The following is a 16,733-nucleotide window of genomic DNA, read 5'->3' as shown; positions in this document are numbered from 1 at the left end:
CCTCAACAAGCCATCCGGGGAAAGGGGTTCAGGACAGGCCGGTCGCCGCGGGACGCCGACGGGGGCGAAACCTGCCGGAAGCGTTGACGTGTCCTTGCCGGAAACCTATCTTCTGGTCGGACCTCCGCACAGCGTTCGTTATATCGAACACTCCGGCCGTCGAAGGGGACTTGCCGTGTTCCGTACCCGTCACTGGTACACGCCGGTGAACCGTCACAGCGGCAAGTGCCTTGACCTCGCGGGCGGTTCGACCGCCGACGGCGCCTACCTCCGCCAGTGGACCTGGCTCAACAACAACTGCCGGCAGTGGCGCCTCCAGCCCACCAACGCCTGACCGCCGCCGCCTGCCCACCACCGATCCGGGAGTGAGTACGAACATGAGCCGTCCCAGCCGACGTGTGGTGCTGACGGGCCTCGCCGCACTGGCCCTCAGCACCACCGGCACCCCCGCGCACGCGGCCGCCCCGGCCTCCCCCGCCGTGACCTTCACCAACCCCGTCGCCGAACAGCGCGCCGACCCGCACATCTTCAGACACACCGACGGCTACTACTACTTCACGGCGACCGTCCCCGCGTACGACAGGATCGTGCTCCGCCGCGCCACCACTCTCCAGGGCCTGTCCAGCGCCGCCGAGACCACCATCTGGAGCAAGCACGCCAGCGGCGAGATGGGCGCCCACATCTGGGCACCGGAGATCCATTTCGTCGACGGCAGGTGGTACGTCTACTTCGCCGCCGGAGCCTCCAACGACATCTGGAAGATCCGGCCGTACGTCCTGGAGTCGAGCTCCGCCAATCCGCTGACCGGCACCTGGACCGAGCGGGGCCGTATCGCGCTGCCGCTGGACACCTTCTCGCTCGACGCCACGACGTTCGTGGTGAACGGGACGCGCTATCTGAGCTGGGCGCAGAACGACCCGGCCGTCGGCGACGGCACCAACATCTACCTCGCCAGGATGGCCAACCCCTGGACGATCAGCGGGAGTCCGGTCCTGATCTCGCGGCCCACCAACGCCTGGGAGACGGTCGGCCACACCGTCAACGAGGGGCCCTCGGTCATCCAGCGGGGCGGCAGGGTCTTCATGACCTTCTCGGCCAGCGCCACCGACAGCAACTACTGCCTGGGCCTGCTGACCGCCTCCGCCTCGGCCGACCTGATGAACGCGGCCTCCTGGACCAAGACCCCGAACCCGGTCTTCACCAGCAACGCGGCCACCGGGCAGTACGGGCCCGGCCACAACACGTTCACCACGTCCGAGGACGGCAGGAGCGACATCCTCGTCTACCACGACCGCAACTACCGGGACATCAGCGGCGATCCGCTCAACGACCCCAACCGGCGCACCCGTTACCAGAAGCTGTACTGGAACGCCGACGGCACACCGAACTTCGGCATCCCGGTCGCCGACGGCCTCACCCCGGTCCGCTTCTCGTCCTACAACTACCCGGACCGGTTCATCCGGCACTGGGAGTTCCGCGCCAGGCTGGAGGCGAACGTCACCACCCTCGCCGACTCGCAGTTCCGGGTGGTGACCGGTCTCGCGGGCAGCGGCACGGTGTCGCTGGAGTCCGCCAACTTCCCCGGCTACAACCTCCGCCACAAGAACTACGAGCTGTGGGTGGAGAGGAACGACGGCACCGCCGCCTTCCGGTCCGACGCCTCCTTCCTGCGGCGCGCGGGACTCGCGGACACCGCCACCGGCGTCTCGTTCGAGTCGTACAACTTCCCCGGCCGCTACCTCCGGCACTACGCCAACCTCATCCAACTCCAGCCGGTCGGCACGGCCCTGGACCGCCAGGACGCGACCTTCTACGCCGAGTAGCCCCGTTCGCACCTCACCCCCGCAGAGACGAGGAACGCATGGCTCCGCACCTCTCCAGACGGTTCATGCTCCAGAGCGCGGCGCTGGCCGCGGCGGCACCGGCGCTCGCCCACGCCGGATCGGGGCGGGCCGCCGCCGCGATCCTGCCCGCGCCGGCCGCCTGGGCGCTCCGGCCCTTCGACCTCAAGGACGTCAGTCTCGGCCAGGGCGTCTTCGCCGCCAAGCGGCAGCTGATGCTCGCCCACGGCCGCGGGTACGACGTGAACCGGCTGCTCCAGGTCTTCCGCGCCAACGCCGGCCTGTCCACCGGCGGCGCGGTCGCCCCCGGCGGCTGGGAAGGGCTCGACGGGGAGGCCAACGGCAACCTGCGCGGCCACTACACCGGGCACTTCCTGACGATGCTCGCGCAGGCGTACGGCAGCACCGGCGAACAGCTCTTCGCCGACAAGGTCCGCGCCATGACCGGGGCGCTGACCGAGGTGCGGGCGGCCCTGCGCAGTGCCCCTGCGGTGCTCAGCGTGGCCGGGAGATTCGGCAAGGGCGCGGAGAACGTCCGGGGCTCCTACCAGTACGTCGACCTGCCGGCCGGCGTGCTCGGCGGCGCCTCCGCGATCACCCTGTCGGCCTGGGTGAAGCCCACCCACGACGCCAACTGGACCCGGGTCTTCGACTTCGGCAACGACACCACCCGCTATATGTACTTGGCCGCGCGCAACGCCACCGGCGTACCGCGCTTCGCGATCACGACGGGCGGTCCCGGCGGCGAGCAGGGCCTCGACGGCACCGCCGCACTTCCGTTGAACCGGTGGAGTCATCTGGCGGTGACGCTCACGGGGTCCGCCGGCACCCTCTACGTCAACGGCGCCGCCGTCGCCCGGAGTACGGCGCTGACCCTCACCCCGGCGGCCTTGGGCACCCTGGCCAACAACTGGCTCGGCCGCTCGAACTTCGGCGGCGACCCGGTGTTCGCGGGCGCCTACGACGAGTTCAACGCCTGGTCGCGGGCGCTGAGTTCCGCCGAGATCACCGCCCTGCAATCAGCTTCCGCCGCCAACTCGACGGCGGGCCGCGGCAATCTCGCCTCGTACGCCTTCGACGAGACCACGGGCGGAAGCTTCGCGGACGGTTCCGGCCGCGGCCTGACCGCGGCCCTGCGCCGAACCTGGGGCGGGCCCAGCCATCCCGGGTTCCTCGCGGCCTACCCCGAGACCCAGTTCATCGAGCTGGAGTCGATGACCAGCGGCGACTACACGCGGGTGTGGGCGCCGTACTACACCGCGCACAAGATCCTGCGCGGGCTGCTGGACGCCTACCTCCACGTCGACGACGCCCGCGCCCTCGACCTCGCCTCCGGCCTGTGCGACTGGATGTACTCGCGGCTCTCCAGACTGCCCGACGCCACCCTGCAACGCATGTGGGGCATCTTCTCCAGCGGCGAGTTCGGCGGCATCGTCGAGGCGATCTGCGATCTGCACGCCCTCACCGGAAAGGCCGAACACCTGGCGCTGGCCCGCCTGTTCGACCTGGACAGGCTCATCGACGCGTGCGCCGCGAACACCGACGTCCTCGACGGTCTGCACGCCAACCAGCACATCCCGATCTTCACCGGACTGCTGCGGCTGTACGACGCGACCGGCGAGCGGCGTTACCTGACGGCCGCGCGGAACTTCTGGGGCATGGTCGTACCGGTCCGGATGTACGGCATCGGCGGCACCAGCACGGCCGAGTTCTGGCGGGCCCGTGGGGTCGTCGCGGGGACGATCGGCGACACGACCGCGGAGACCTGCTGCGCGTACAACCTGCTCAAGCTGAGCCGGATGCTGTTCTTCCACGAGCAGGACCCGAAGTACATGGACTACTACGAGCGGGCCCTCTACAACCAGGTGCTCGGATCCAAGCAGGACAGGGCCGACGCGGAGAAGCCGCTCGTCACCTACTTCATCGGCCTGACACCCGGCCACGTCCGCGACTACACCCCGAAGCAGGGAACGACCTGCTGCGAGGGCACGGGCATGGAGAGCGCCACCAAGTACCAGGACTCGGTGTACTTCAAGGCGGCCGACGGGAGCGCGCTGTACGTCAACCTCTACAGTCCGACCACGCTGAACTGGGCCGAGAAGGGCGTCACCGTCACGCAGACCACCGACTACCCCCGCGAGCAGGGGACCACGATCACCGTCGGCGGCGGCAGCGCGGCCTTCGAACTGCGGCTGCGCGTGCCGTCCTGGGCGACGGCCGGCTTCCAGGTGACGGTCAACGGGGCCGCGGTGAGCGGGACTCCGGCCGCCGGGAGCTACTTCGCCGTCTCCCGGACCTGGAGCGCCGGTGACGTCGTACGCGTGACGGTCCCGTTCCGCCTGCGGGTGGAGAAGGCCCTGGACGACCCGACCCTCCAGACCCTGTTCCACGGCCCGGTCAACCTGGTGGCCCGCGACTCCGCGACGTCCTACCTCCCGTTCGGCCTCTACCGCAACGCCGCCCTCTCCGGCGACCTCCTGCCGACGCTCACCCCCGTGCCGGGTAAACCCCTCCACCACACCCTCGACGGCACCGAGTTCGCCCCCTTCTCCGAGGGCACCGAGGACCCCACACACGCCTACTTCCGGCGCACCGAACCCCGCGTCACCTTCGGCAACACGGACTCCGGCGTGTCCAACCCGTCCCGCCCGAACGGCACCACACTCCTCGATGAGATCTGGGCAGCGGCCCCGTTCCCCACCAAGACCGCCCTGATCACCCACGTACGAACCGTCGTGAACACGTGGGTGGCGGCAGGCCTCCTCACCTCCACCGACGGCCAACGGGTGATGACCACGGCACAGAACGCTTCTTACGTGGCCTGAGACACCGCCCGCCCGAACCACGGGACTGTGCGGCACGATCCCCGCGGGGCCATCATGGGGAGGTGAGAATCACGCCGGTGGTAGCCGCGCTCACCGGCACGTCGCTGGGAGCGCTCGCCTCCCTGATCGCCGCGGGGATCACCCAGCGGGCGACGACCCTGCGCGACCGTGAGCGCCGCCTGTGGGATCGGCGGGCGGACGCCTACAGCGACGTCATGGCCACGATCCACACCTTCGCCAGGCTCCGTGCGTACGCGTCGCGGACCGGCAGGCTTCCCAAGAGCCGGGGCCGCCAGGACGAGGCGACCGACTCGGCCGCCGCGCTGGCCGCCCGGATCGAGATCTACGGCTCCGAGGCGTTGCGCGGTGCCTGCGTGCGGTCGTTCGACGCGATGCAGGCCTGGATGAGCGCCTGGGAGCGCTGGCACAAGCAGGGCGAGGGGCATCGCCTGCCCAACGACGAGGACGCCCTGTGGCTGAAGTTCACCATGTGCGTGGAAGAGTCGAGAAAAGCGGACAGTCAACTTCTGGGACTTCTGCGCGACGATGTCCACGGTAAACCGCGCAAGAGGAAATTCAGGCGTTCTCGAGAGAGCACGTGACGGAACTGTCCGTCCGCTTTTCGAGAATTCCCGCGAGCATCCTCGGGAAAGGCCTCCCCCTACGAATCCCCTCGTCGCTACCATTGCGTCTTCCGGGTCGGGAAGCCCGGTTCGCTCAAGGGATCAGACGGGGGGACTGACCCGTGCTCCAGAACGAGTACCTGATCGACGTTTTCCTCGGGGACGAACGGCTGGGTTCCGGTTTGCGGTTCATGCGGAAATTCGCGCTGACCGCCGCCCACCGGCTCGGTGACAGCCTGCGGGGTTCCAGGCGCCGGAACGGTCTCAGGCTCGGCGACGGCACGCCCGTCGTCGTGGCGGACTACAACCTGACGTCGGATCTCGCCCTGCTGAGGCTGCTGCCCGACGACAGCGACGTGCCACTGCCCCGGGTCCGTTTCGACACCGCCAAACGCGAGGAGCCCTGGCGGACCGCCTATCAGCTGGCCGATCGTTCCAAGAGCCTCTACGGACATGTCGCCGACGCCGACGCGGTGTACCGGCGGACGGAGAGTCTGGTGGTCAAGGCCCTGCGGTTGCAGGTGGACAGCTCCCCCGAGGGGCACTCCGACTACGCCGGAAGTCCGATCGAGCGGACGAGGCAGTCCGGACCGCCGGTCGCCCTGGGACTGCTCGTCGAACCCCGGCCGCACCGCGACACCGAGGGCATCGCGTCCTTCGCCGGCACCGTGAGCGAGGCGGTCCGGCTCTTCAAGCACCATCTCGGTGCCGCCCCGACGCCCGGTGGCCAGGAAGGCGGTTCAGCCGCCCACGACTTCGGCGACGAGGGAGCGAAGGAGTACCCCACGGGGAAGAACGCCATAGAGAGGCACCTCGACAAAGCAGGCCTGATCAACATCGTGCGGGTGGACTGGACGCAGTGACGCTCGGCTGTACCCCTCGGGAGGACACCACGTGATCGCAATCGACAGTCCGTCCGACGCGATATCCGTGGCGGAGGGAATCCTGCTGCGGACGACCGATTCCCGCGCGGAGGACGAGATCCGTCTTTCCTCCTACGTCATGGCTCTCCGCGCCGACGACGAGGCCTGGGACGACGACGCGCACGCCATTCGCACCCTCATCAAGCTGGCGAAACTGCTGCTCAAGATCGGCCTCGGTCAACTCTCGGAAACCGTGGTCGACATGACGTTGTGGAACATGGAACTCACGGACGCGGACCAGGAGGGTTATCCGGAAGCAGAGCTCTGGAGTGAACTGGGGGCGCTGCTCTCCGAGCACGGCGATCTGGTGCGCGCCCGGTCGGTGCTGATCTCCGCACTCAACCGGTCCCTGCACTTCAAGAACGACGAGCGCCCCAGAATCATGGCCAACCTGAGCGCCGTCAGCTTACGTACGGGCGATGTGCGCGGTGCCAGGATCTGGGCCGCCAAGGCTCTGACCGCGCTGGGCGGCGACTGGCGCAGCGACCTGGAGACCCGCCTCATCGCCGACCGGGTCCGGGTGGAGACCGCCAAGGCCGGTGAGGACGTCCGTGAACTCCAGTACGCGGTGGCCGCCTTCACCGAGTCGGTCGGCGTCTTCACGGAGAGGAAGGGCGCCGCCCATCCCCGCGTTCTGGCGGCGCGGACCGCGCTGACCGCAGCGCGCTACAGACTCGCCTCCGCTACGCACGAGGTGGAGCAGAGCCAGGCGGAGCTCGACGAACTGGAGTTCCACCACCTGAACGCGTCGCTGCTGCTCGGACTGGACCACCGAGAGACCATCGCCGCCCAAGCCGCCCTGGCCACCGCGGAGTTCGACGCGGCGGGACAGGCCGGCTCGGCCAACAGTGTCCGCAGGCTGGCGGCCGTGGACGTCCTCGCGGAGGCGCTGGGGAAGGCTCCGGCCACGGGCGCGCAGAAGCATTCTCAGGCCGACGCGCTGCGCGACGCCCTGGCGGACATGCGCGCGTCCGCGGTGTCGGACGAGAAGCTGCCCTACCTCATCGAGCGGTGGTACAAGCCACAGGAGAACGCCGATCGCAACGACGCGAAGATGGCGGCGCTGGAGTCCGAGCGGCAGGTGATCCGGCTCATCGCGCACGCGGGTGCCTCCTACCTGCTCGCGACGCGGAATCTCTTCCAGTCGCGGATCATCCAGGCGCTCGAACGCGGAGTGCGGTTCCACGTCATCATCAGCAGTCCGTGGAACAGCCTCGCCGTGTTCATGCGCCCCGACGCCGCCACGGAACGGGCCAGTTTCCAGAACATCCTGAAGCTGGTGGAGACCAGCAAGTACTACCAGGAGACCTACAAGCCCGTGACCGAGTCGTACCTGAAGCTCAAGGAGAAGTACCCCCGGCTGATCGAACTGCGGCTCACGTCGATGGACATCTCCGGCACGACGCTGCTGACGTCGGGCATCGGGTTCTTCGAGCCGTACATCACGTCCAATCCCGAGCACCGCACCGGTCGGGGGCTCAACGCCTTCGAGGTGATGTTCTACAAGGACAGCCGGTATCACGCGGACAGCCTCGCGGAGTTCGAGACGCAGTGGAATCTGTCCAGTACGTGGGAGCAGTTCGAGAACTACCAGGGGCGCCACCGGGCGACGCTGGTGAGCGAGATGGACGCGCTGGCCGATGTCCAGGTACGGGGCGATCTCAGGGCAGGTGGAGAGCCCCGTCCCTGATGCTGCGCAGTACGCCTTCCGACCCGACGAAGAGCGGGTCGGGCAGTGCATCGAGGGGCCAGAACTCCCAGCGCTCGCAGCGGTCAGGCTCCCGCACGTGGATCTCGCCCGAGTAGTCGAGGATCTCCACGCCGACCTGCATGTGGTGGTTGGCGGCGGGGTCCGGGTCGGTCACACAGACCACGCGTGCTCCGGCGGCCTGGGCCCCGGTCTCCTCCGCGAGCTCACGGCACGCGGCCTCCGCCAGCGACTCGCCGACCTCCAGATGGCCGCCGGGCAGTCCCCAGGTGCCGTGTCCGAAGGTGTTGATCCTGCGCCCGAGAAGTACGTCATCACCGAGCCGGACGATCGCCTGCACTCCTACGCGTACGTGTTCCGTCATCGCACGCTCCTCATGCGTCGGGATAGGTGCCGAGAAAGTTGTCGATGTTTTTTGCCGGCTCGATCAGCTCCGCGGCCCGGAATCCCCCGTCGGCGAGCCTGTCGAAGAAGTTGCCGAGCCGCCGCTCCCCCTTCTCGTCGATGACGACGACCTCGCCGTCGGGATCGACGAAGAAGTAACTTCCGGTGCGGGTAGCGTTGCGGTACACGCGCAGTGCGACCCCCCGCTCTTCGGCCGCCGACTCGCATCGGGCGACGACGTCCTCGAACTCGTCGTCCCCCAGGGAGAGCCGGTCCGCGTTGTCGGCACCGTAGTTGGTCTCCGACATCTGGTAGACCTTCCAGACCTCGGGGAGCGAGGAGTCCTCGTCGATGAGGTCCAGGACGCGCGGCGCTCCGGAGACATTGCGGCGCGTGACGACGGTGCCGAGCTTCACCTGCACCTGCCGGTGGTTCTTGCGCACCTCTCGCAGAAGGTCGAGGACCTTCTCCCGGTGACGCGCGACACCCGTGCGGAGTTCTCGGTGTTCCTTCGCGTCCGCGGACTCCAGAGGAAGGGCGATCCACGAGAGGTGCGGCAGCACACGCTCCATCCGCTTCAACGGCGCGAGCCCGTTCGTACTCAGGACGACCCTGATGGGGAGCCCTTCCGCGCGCGGACCGCTCAGCGTCTCCGTGAGGTCGGCCAGATACGGCAGCAATGTCGGCTCGCCTCCCGAGATCACCGATCCCTGCACCCCACCTTCCCGCAGAGCCTCGGCGATCCGTAAAGCGTCCGCCGCGCCCATGGAAGGGACTTCGTGGCGTGGCCCGAAGCAGAAGGGGCAGGTCAGATTGCATCTGCCAATTGGCCGCAGATCCACGAAGGGCGGAAGTTGCACTGACGCAGGCTAGCCGAAGTTACACGGGCGTACTTCAGCGACTCCCGGGGCGTATGCGACCACCATTCCGGCATTCGAACTGTTGCCTACGCCTTCGGGACTCTGCCCCGCTCCTTCTCCCCTCATGCGCGGGGCGGGCGCCGCCGCGTCGGGGGCGGCAGCGTGTTCCAGCCGGAGCCGCGGCCCTCCAGGGCGCTTTGCCCTCCCGATGTGGAGATGACATGAGACTGGCACCCGATTCAGATGGCTGGCTAGTAATCCATGTCGTGTTCGGCGGTCCGCGGAACCCCTCCCCTGCCTACGATCATCACCGTGGCCCTGGTCCTGCTGGAACGCGTGTCCCCCTCCCCCGTCGATCTGAGCTGGCGGCGGCTCACCGAGTGGCGTCGGCATGCCGATGTGGTCCCGTTGACGCGGGTCACGGTGGCCACCGCGCCGCCGACCCGTGTGGGCACCGTCTTCGTGGCCCGCTCGGGTGTGGGCCCCGTGGCGTTCGACGACCCGATGGAGGTCGTCGTGTGGCGGCCCCCGCAGGACGGCGGTCCCGGGCTGTGCCGACTGGTCAAGCGGGGCTCGTTCGTCAGGGGCTGGGCCGAGATCGAGGTGCGTCCGGAGGCCGGCGGGGGGTCGCGGGTGGTGTGGCGGGAGGAGATCAGGGTGCGGTGGGTCCCCGGGGTCCTCGATCCGGTGCTGGCGCGGGCCGGTCGGTCGATGTTCGGGCGGGCGGTGGAGGGGTTGCTGCGGGAGGAGTGAAGCGGGCCGGCGGTGAACGTCAGCCCAGGATCGGCGGGTTGGCGAACCGTACGAGTTCCAGAGCCTGTTCCGGGAACCAGTCGCCCGCGGCGGGGTCGATCATCGCGCGCTCAGGGTCCTGGGGGCCCGGCGTGCCGCGCAGACAGAGGCCGTCGGACTCGCCCGGGGTCTTGATCCACAGGCGGGCGTCCTGCAACGGGTCGCCGGTACGCAGGGTCGGGCGGGCACCCAGGCCGCGGTCGGGCGGATTGCACCAGTCCTGTGGGTCCGTGTACTTGCCCGCGGGAGGCGTCCAGGGGCCCCGTCCGTTGCGGCTGGAGTCCGTGACGAAGTGCTTCATGCGGGACGCGGGCACGTGGACGTGGGAGTCCAGCCAGGCCTGGGCGTCGGCTCGCGGCCACCACTGGTGGGGACAGGCCGCGACGTCGCCGCCCGCGCCGACGTACGCCAGGCACGACGAGATCAGCTTGCCGTACCAGGAGTTGGCGTCGTCGGTCTGGTAGTTCGAGGCGTTGGTGTAGAAGCCGGAGGCACGAGCGATGCCGCCCTTGATCAGGCGCGGCACGATGGAGTTGACGGTGTGCCAGCCGGAGTGGCCGGTGTCGAGGTACACACGCGTTCCGGGCAGCGGTTCCAGCGCGGACACCGCGTAGTTGACCTCCGTGTACCGGGCCGCGGTCCTCGTGCCCTGCGCGTCGTCCTGGCCGCAGTCGGCGGGCAGCAGGGCCAGCGCGTCGGGTTCGAGGGTGACCAGGGCGTCACGGCCTCCGATGCCGCGCGCGACCGCGTCGATCCACGCCTTGTACTCCGCCGTATTCGAGGCCCCGCCCCCCGAGTAGTTGGAGCAGTCGCGTCCGGGGATGTTGTAGAGCGCGAACGCCGGGATCGCGTCCTGACGGTCCGCGTCCCGCGTCACCTCCCGGATCAGCCGCTCCACCTGGGCCGGGGTCTGGTCGCCGTACCAGACGGCCTGCGGGGTGTTCACCATGGCCACGATCCTTGCGGCGTCCAGGAGTTGACCCGCACGGGCGAGTTCGAACGCCTGCCGGTACGCCGCCGGGTTGGCGTCAGGGACGTACAGGGAGGCGCCGTGGCCGAGTTCCTCCGACAGCGAGGGACCACGGCCGAGGCTCTCCGCGGCCCGGGATGCGGGCGGCGCGAGACAGAGGGCGGCCAGTGCGAGCGAGAGGGCGGCAAGCCACGCAGAGGTACGTCTCATCCGGGTTCACTCCTGGGTCGCACGGTCACGGGGGACTTGCGGGAGCGCTCCCACAGGAGACTCGTCGAGCGGCCCGCGCGCGTCAATACATGGCGCGGGAGATTGACGCGTACGGGTACGAGTGACGAGTAGAGGTGACGAGTACGAGTCACGGATACCAGTGAGGAGCCCGCGCTCGTACAACGACGGACCCCCGGCGGGCGTAACCGAACGCCCGCGACCGTACACACGTCCTCAGGCCACCGACCCGATCCGTCCCACCGACGCCGAGGACGCCACCGCCTCGTGGTGGATCGGCGTGTGCGCCCCGGTCAGCGAAACCCCGCTCCCCCCGCGCCGGTTGGCGACGATCTCGGCAGCGATGGACAGGGCCGTCTCCTCGGGCGTACGTGCGCCCAGGTCCAGCCCGATCGGGGACCTGAGCCGCGTCAGCTCCAGCTCGGTGACGCCGACTTCGCGCAGCCGGTCGTTGCGGTCCAGGTGGGTACGGCGTGACCCCATCGCCCCCACGTAGGCGACCGGGAGGCGCAACGCGAGCTGGAGCAGCGGTACGTCGAACTTGGCGTCGTGGGTCAGGACGCACAGCACCGTCCGGGAGTCGACCTCGGTGCGGGCCAGGTACTCGTGCGGCCACTCGACGACGATCTCGTCGGCGTCGGGGAACCGGGCGGCCGTCGCGAAGACGGGGCGGGCGTCGCACACCGTCACGCGGTAGCCGAGGAAGCGGCCGACGCGTACCAGCGCCGAAGCGAAGTCGATGGCGCCGAAGACGATCATCCGGGGCGGCGGGACCGACGACTCCACCAGAACCGTGAGCGGTGCTCCACAACGAGAGCCCTGCTCTCCGATCTCCAGGGTGCCGGTGCGGCCGGCGTCCAGGAAGGCCCCCGCCTCGCCCACCACGGTCCGGTCCAGCTCGGGATGGGCGCCGAAGCCACCCTCGTACGACCCGTCGGGGCGCACCACCACCGCGCGCCCCAGCAGTTCGGCCGGACCGCTCACGATCCGGGCGACCGCGGCGGCCTCCCCGCCCGCCGCCGCGGCCAGCGCGGCGGCGAGCACGGGCCGGGCGGGATCCCCGGAGCGGACCGGCGTCACCAGGATGTCGATGACGCCGCCGCAGGTGAGCCCCACGGCGAAGGCGTCGTCGTCGCTGTAGCCGAAGCGTTCGAGGACCGGCTCCCCGTCCTCCAAGGCCTGTCGGCACAGTTCGTAGACGGCGCCCTCCACGCAGCCGCCGGAGACCGAGCCGATCGCCGTGCCGTCGGAGTCGACGGCGAGCGCGGCGCCCGGTTGGCGGGGCGCGCTGCCGCCGACGGCCACGACGGTGGCGACGGCGAAGTCGCGTCCCGCCTCGGCCCACCGGTGCAGCTCTTCGGCGATGTCCAGCATCTCTCGGTCTCCTCGGGCGAGTTGCGGCGGTTGCAGCGGTAGCGGCGGTTGCGTGGAGGGATCCGGCGGGCGGGTCAGCGCACGCCCATCCAGCTCTCGATCGGGTTGAGGGCGAAGAAGACGACGAAGATCACCGTCAGGCCCCACATGAACGCCCCGATCTCCCGGGCCCTGCCCTGTGCGATCTTGATGGCGACGTAGCTGATCACTCCGGCGGCGACACCCGCGGTGATGGAGTACGTGAACGGCATGATCACGACGGTCAGGAAGACCGGGATCGCGGTGGCGCGGTCGGCCCAGTCCACGTGCCGGGCGTTCATCATCATCATGGCGCCGATGACGACGAGCGCGGCGGCGGCGACCTCGCCGGGAACGATCGCGGTGAGCGGGGTGAAGAACAGACAGGCCGCGAAGAACAGGCCGGTGATCACGGAGGACAGGCCCGTACGGGCGCCCTCCCCGACGCCCGTCGCCGACTCCACGAAGACCGTCTGGCCCGACGCGCCGGCCACCCCGCCGACCGCTCCGCCCGCGCCGTCGATGAACAGCGCCTTGGACAGGCCCGGCATCCGGCCCTGCGCGTCGGCGAGCTTGGCCTCGGTGCCGACGCCGATGATCGTGGCCATCGCATCGAAGAACCCGGCGAGCACGAGGGTGAAGACAATCATGCCGACGGTCATCGCACCGACCTGGCCCCAGCCGCCGAACTCGACGTCGCCGAAGAGCGAGAAGTCCGGCATCGAGACCGCGCTGCCGTGCAGTTCGGGGGCGCCGCTCGCCCACTGCTTCGGGTCGATCACGTCGAGGGCGTTGAGGACGACGGCGACGACGGTGCCCGCCACGATGCCGATGAGGATCGCGCCGGGGATCGCCCTGGCCTGGAGCATGAAGATCAGCAGCAGGGTCGCGGCGAAGAGCAGTACCGGCCAGCCGGCGAGCTCACCGGCCGGGCCGAGGGAGACCGGGGTGGCCACGCCCTGGTGGACGAAGCCCGCCTTCACCAGGCCGATCAGCGCGACGAACAGGCCGATGCCCATGGTGATCGCGTGTTTCAGCGCCAGCGGGATCGCGTTCATGATCATCTCGCGCAGGCCGGTGACGACCAGGAGCATGATGACGACGCCGTACATCACGCACATGCCCATCGCCTGCGGCCAGGTCATCTGCGGGGCGACCTGCGAGGACAGCACGCCGGACACGGAGAGTCCGGCGGCGAGGGCGAGCGGCACCTTGCCGAAGAAGCCCATGAGGAGGGTGGTGAACGCCGCCGCGAACGCGGTCGCGGTGATCAGCGCCTGCTGGCCGAGCGTGTTCCCGGCCGCGTCCTTGCCGGACAGGATCAGCGGGTTGAGCAGCAGGATGTACGCCATCGCCATGAAGGTGGTGGTGCCGCCGCGCACCTCACGCGCGACGGAGCTTCCCCGCTGGGATATGTGGAAGTACCGGTCGAGCCAGGACCGGCCGGCCGGGACGCGGCTACCCGCGCCCGCGTCCTCAGCGACGGTCTTCGGCTCCAGTGACTGCTGGGTCATGTGGGCCTGCTCCCAAGGTTCAAAGGGACACCCGTGTCGACCGCCCTGACGGTCGATCAGCCACTTGGGTGGCTGCGGGATTTGGGAAGGAACTTCGGCCGCACGACCCGGGGGACGGCCCGAGACGAACGTGGGGTTTGCGTGTGCGTGGCTGTGCTTCAAGTGCCGCGAGCGGTGCGGTACTTGAGTACTCCGGGCGGCGCGGCGAAGTGTGACGTTCCCTGCGCCGCCCGGAGGGTCCTGTGCGGCGCCCGGAGAGTCCGGTGCCGCGAACTGGGCCCTGGGGGCCTATGCGGTGCCGGTCAGGTGTTCAGGCCGTACCGGCGTCCGGTTGAGCTGCAGACCCGTCGCGTTCCGGATCGCCGCGAGGACGGCCGGGGTCGACGACAGGGTCGGGGCCTCGCCGATGCCACGGAGCCCGTACGGGGCGTGGTCGTCGGCGAGTTCGAGCACGTCGACCGGGATGGTCGGTGTGTCGAGGATGGTGGGGATCAGGTAGTCCGTGAAGGAGGGGTTGCGCACCTTCGCGGTGACCGGGTCGACGATGATCTCCTCCATGACCGCCATGCCCAGGCCCTGGGTGGTGCCACCCTGGATCTGGCCGATGACGGACAGCGGGTTGAGCGCCTTGCCGACGTCCTGGGCGCAGGCCAGTTCGATGACCTTCACCAGGCCGAGTTCGGTGTCCACCTCGACGACGGCGCGGTGCGCGGCGAACGAGTACTGGACGTGCCCGTTGCCCTGGCCGGTGCGCAGGTCGAAGGGCTCGGTCGGGCGGTGCCGCCATTCGGCCTCGACCTCGACGGCCTCGTCCTCCAGGATGTCGACCAGGTCGGCGAGGACCTCGCCCCCGTCGGTGACGACCTTGCCGCCCTCCAGGAGCAGTTCGGCGGTGGCCCAGGCGGGGTGGTAGGTGCCGAGCTTGCGGCGGCCGATCTCCAGGACCTTCTCGCGGACGAGCTCGCAGGAGTTCTTGACGGCGCCACCGGTGACGTACGTCTGACGCGACGCGGACGTCGAACCGGCGCTGCCCACCTGTGTGTCGGCCGGGGCGATGGTGACCTGCGTGACACCCAGTTCGGTGCGGGCGATCTGCGCGTGGACGGTGACGCCGCCCTGGCCGACCTCCGCCATCGCGGTGTGCACGGTGGCCACCGGTTCCCCGCCCACGACTTCCATACGGACGCGGGCGGTTGAATAGTCGTCGAAGCCCTCGGAGAAGCCGACGTTCTTGATGCCGACCGCGTAGCCGACACCTCGTACGACGCCTTCGCCGTGGGTGGTGTTGGAGAGGCCGCCCGGCAACTGGCGTACGTCGGAGCCCTCGGAGCTCTCCCACTGGCGCTCCGGCGGCAGCGGCATCGCCTTGACGCGGCGCAGGATCTCCGCGACGGGCGCCGGGGAGTCCACGGCCTGCCCGGTCGGCAACAGGGTGCCCTGTTCCATCGCGTTGAGCTGGCGGAAGGCGACCCGGTCCATGCCCACCTCGTCGGCGAGCCTGTCCATCTGGGCCTCGTAGGCGAAGCACGCCTGTACCGCGCCGAAGCCGCGCATGGCGCCGCAGGGCGGGTTGTTGGTGTAGAGCGCGACGGCCTCGATGTCGACGTCGTCGATGACGTACGGGCCGGCGCCCAGCGAGGCCGCGTTGCCGACGACCGCCGGGGAGGCGGAGGCGTACGCGCCGCCGTCCAGGACGATCCGGGCCTTCAGGTGCGTGAGCTTGCCGTCCTTGGTCGCCCCGTGCTCGTAGTAGAGCTTGGCGGGGTGGCGGTGGACGTGCCCGAAGAAGGACTCGAAGCGGTTGTAGACGATCTTGACGGGCTTGCCGGTGCGCAGGGCCAGCAGACAGGCGTGGATCTGCATCGACAGGTCCTCGCGTCCGCCGAACGCGCCGCCGACGCCCGAGAGCGTCATACGGACCTTGTCCTCGGGCAGGCCGAGGACGGGCGCGATCTGCTTGAGGTCCGAGTGCAGCCACTGGGTGGCGACGTAGAGGTCGACGCCGCCGTCCTCGGCGGGCACGGCGAGGCCGGACTCCGGGCCGAGGAAGGCCTGGTCCTGCATGCCGAAGGTGTACTCGCCCCTGACCACGAAGTCGGCTTTCTTGGCGGCCTGTTCGGCGTCGCCGCGGACGATCGGCTGGCGGTGCACGATGTTGGGGTGGCTCACATGGCCGATGTGGTGGTCGTCGCGGCCCTCGTGGATGAGGATCGCGTCGGGCGCGGTCGCGGACGCCTCGTCCGTGATGACCGGCAGTTCGCGGTACTCGACCCTGATCTTCGCGGCGGCGCGGCGCGCGGTCTCCGGGTGGTCGGCGGCGACGATCGCGACCGGCTCGCCGTGGTGGCGGACCTTGCCGTGGGCGAGGACGGGGGTGTCCTGGATCTCCAGGCCGTAGTTCTTCACGTCGGTCGGCAGGTCGTCGTAGGTCAGTACGGCGTAGACGCCGGCCTGGGCGAGTGCCTCGGAGGTGTCGATGGAGACGATCTCGGCGTGGGCGACGGTCGAGCGCAGGATCTGGCCCCAAAGCATGTCCTCGTGCCACATGTCGGAGGAGTACGCGAACTCGCCGGTGACCTTCAGGGTGCCGTCCGGGCGCAGCGTCGACTCGCCGATGCCGCCCTTGGTCCTGGAGCCCTGGGTGATGTTGGTGGGTGTGCCTGTCGTTCCCAT

At 69.5% G+C, this 16,733-nt stretch carries 13 protein-coding genes; 7 read left to right on the top strand and 6 right to left on the bottom strand.

The annotated features are described in order from the left end of the window. Positions 1-175 precede the first annotated feature (175 nt). From ACIP79_RS27800 to ACIP79_RS27775, 6 genes are all read left to right on the top strand, one after another. Positions 176-334 (top strand): RICIN domain-containing protein, encoded by a 159-nt coding sequence (locus ACIP79_RS27800; protein ID WP_401227480.1) that lies wholly within the window; start codon positions 176-178, stop codon positions 332-334. A 43-nt stretch (positions 335-377) separates the two neighbouring features. Continuing rightward, positions 378-1,823, top strand: coding sequence for a family 43 glycosylhydrolase (locus ACIP79_RS27795; RefSeq protein ID WP_401227478.1), 1,446 nt, complete (start codon positions 378-380; stop codon positions 1,821-1,823). A 38-nt stretch (positions 1,824-1,861) separates the two neighbouring features. Then, a complete protein-coding gene (locus ACIP79_RS27790) occupies positions 1,862-4,666 on the top strand; it encodes a beta-L-arabinofuranosidase domain-containing protein (protein ID WP_401227477.1) in 2,805 nt (934 codons plus the stop codon). Positions 4,667-4,728: 62 nt separating this feature from the next. Further along, a complete protein-coding gene (locus tag ACIP79_RS27785; RefSeq protein WP_401227475.1) occupies positions 4,729-5,268 on the top strand; it encodes a hypothetical protein in 540 nt (179 codons plus the stop codon). Positions 5,269-5,411: 143 nt separating this feature from the next. After that, positions 5,412-6,152, top strand: a complete 741-nt coding sequence (locus ACIP79_RS27780; RefSeq protein ID WP_401227473.1) for a hypothetical protein — start codon at positions 5,412-5,414, stop codon at positions 6,150-6,152. A gap of 31 nt (positions 6,153-6,183) precedes the next feature. Beyond that, the gene (locus tag ACIP79_RS27775; protein WP_401227471.1) at positions 6,184-7,902 is read left to right on the top strand and encodes a hypothetical protein; all 1,719 of its coding nucleotides are present in this window, start codon (positions 6,184-6,186) and stop codon (positions 7,900-7,902) included. Here the strand turns inward: ACIP79_RS27775 and ACIP79_RS27770 are convergent. Together ACIP79_RS27770 and ACIP79_RS27765 are read right to left on the bottom strand one after the other, a co-directional pair. Further along, positions 7,874-8,284: an NUDIX hydrolase gene (locus tag ACIP79_RS27770; RefSeq protein WP_401227470.1), complete on the bottom strand. Its 411-nt coding sequence runs from the start codon at positions 8,282-8,284 to the stop codon at positions 7,874-7,876. The genes ACIP79_RS27775 and ACIP79_RS27770 overlap by 29 nt on opposite strands. A 10-nt stretch (positions 8,285-8,294) precedes the next feature. After that, positions 8,295-9,146 carry a radical SAM protein gene (locus ACIP79_RS27765; RefSeq protein ID WP_401227693.1) on the bottom strand — a complete coding sequence of 284 codons (852 nt, stop codon included), beginning with the start codon at positions 9,144-9,146 and terminating at the stop codon, positions 8,295-8,297. Positions 9,147-9,476: 330 nt separating this feature from the next. Here ACIP79_RS27765 and ACIP79_RS27760 point away from each other — a divergent pair, with 330 nt between their 5' ends. Continuing rightward, positions 9,477-9,917: an SRPBCC family protein gene (locus ACIP79_RS27760; RefSeq protein WP_401227468.1), complete on the top strand. Its 441-nt coding sequence runs from the start codon at positions 9,477-9,479 to the stop codon at positions 9,915-9,917. 19 nt (positions 9,918-9,936) lie between these two features. Here the strand turns inward: ACIP79_RS27760 and ACIP79_RS27755 are convergent, their stop codons facing one another. The 4 genes from ACIP79_RS27755 to ACIP79_RS27740 all read right to left on the bottom strand — a co-directional run bounded on the left by ACIP79_RS27755 (position 9,937) and on the right by ACIP79_RS27740 (position 16,733). Beyond that, positions 9,937-11,136, bottom strand: coding sequence for a glycoside hydrolase family 6 protein (locus tag ACIP79_RS27755; RefSeq protein ID WP_401227466.1), 1,200 nt, complete (start codon positions 11,134-11,136; stop codon positions 9,937-9,939). Positions 11,137-11,370: 234 nt separating this feature from the next. Further along, a complete protein-coding gene (locus tag ACIP79_RS27750; RefSeq protein WP_401227464.1) occupies positions 11,371-12,528 on the bottom strand; it encodes an XdhC family protein in 1,158 nt (385 codons plus the stop codon). Between the two features lie 74 nt (positions 12,529-12,602). Next, positions 12,603-14,060, bottom strand: coding sequence for an NCS2 family permease (locus ACIP79_RS27745; protein WP_401227463.1), 1,458 nt, complete (start codon positions 14,058-14,060; stop codon positions 12,603-12,605). Positions 14,061-14,348: 288 nt separating this feature from the next. Next, complete coding sequence (locus ACIP79_RS27740; protein WP_401227462.1) at positions 14,349-16,733, bottom strand: xanthine dehydrogenase family protein molybdopterin-binding subunit; 2,385 nt, start codon at positions 16,731-16,733, stop codon at positions 14,349-14,351.

Source organism: Streptomyces sp. NPDC088747, assembly GCF_044751025.1.
Lineage (GTDB): Bacteria > Actinomycetota > Actinomycetes > Streptomycetales > Streptomycetaceae > Streptomyces.
Note: the sequence above shows the minus strand (reverse complement) of the source record. Positions and strands in the feature narration are given on the sequence as shown.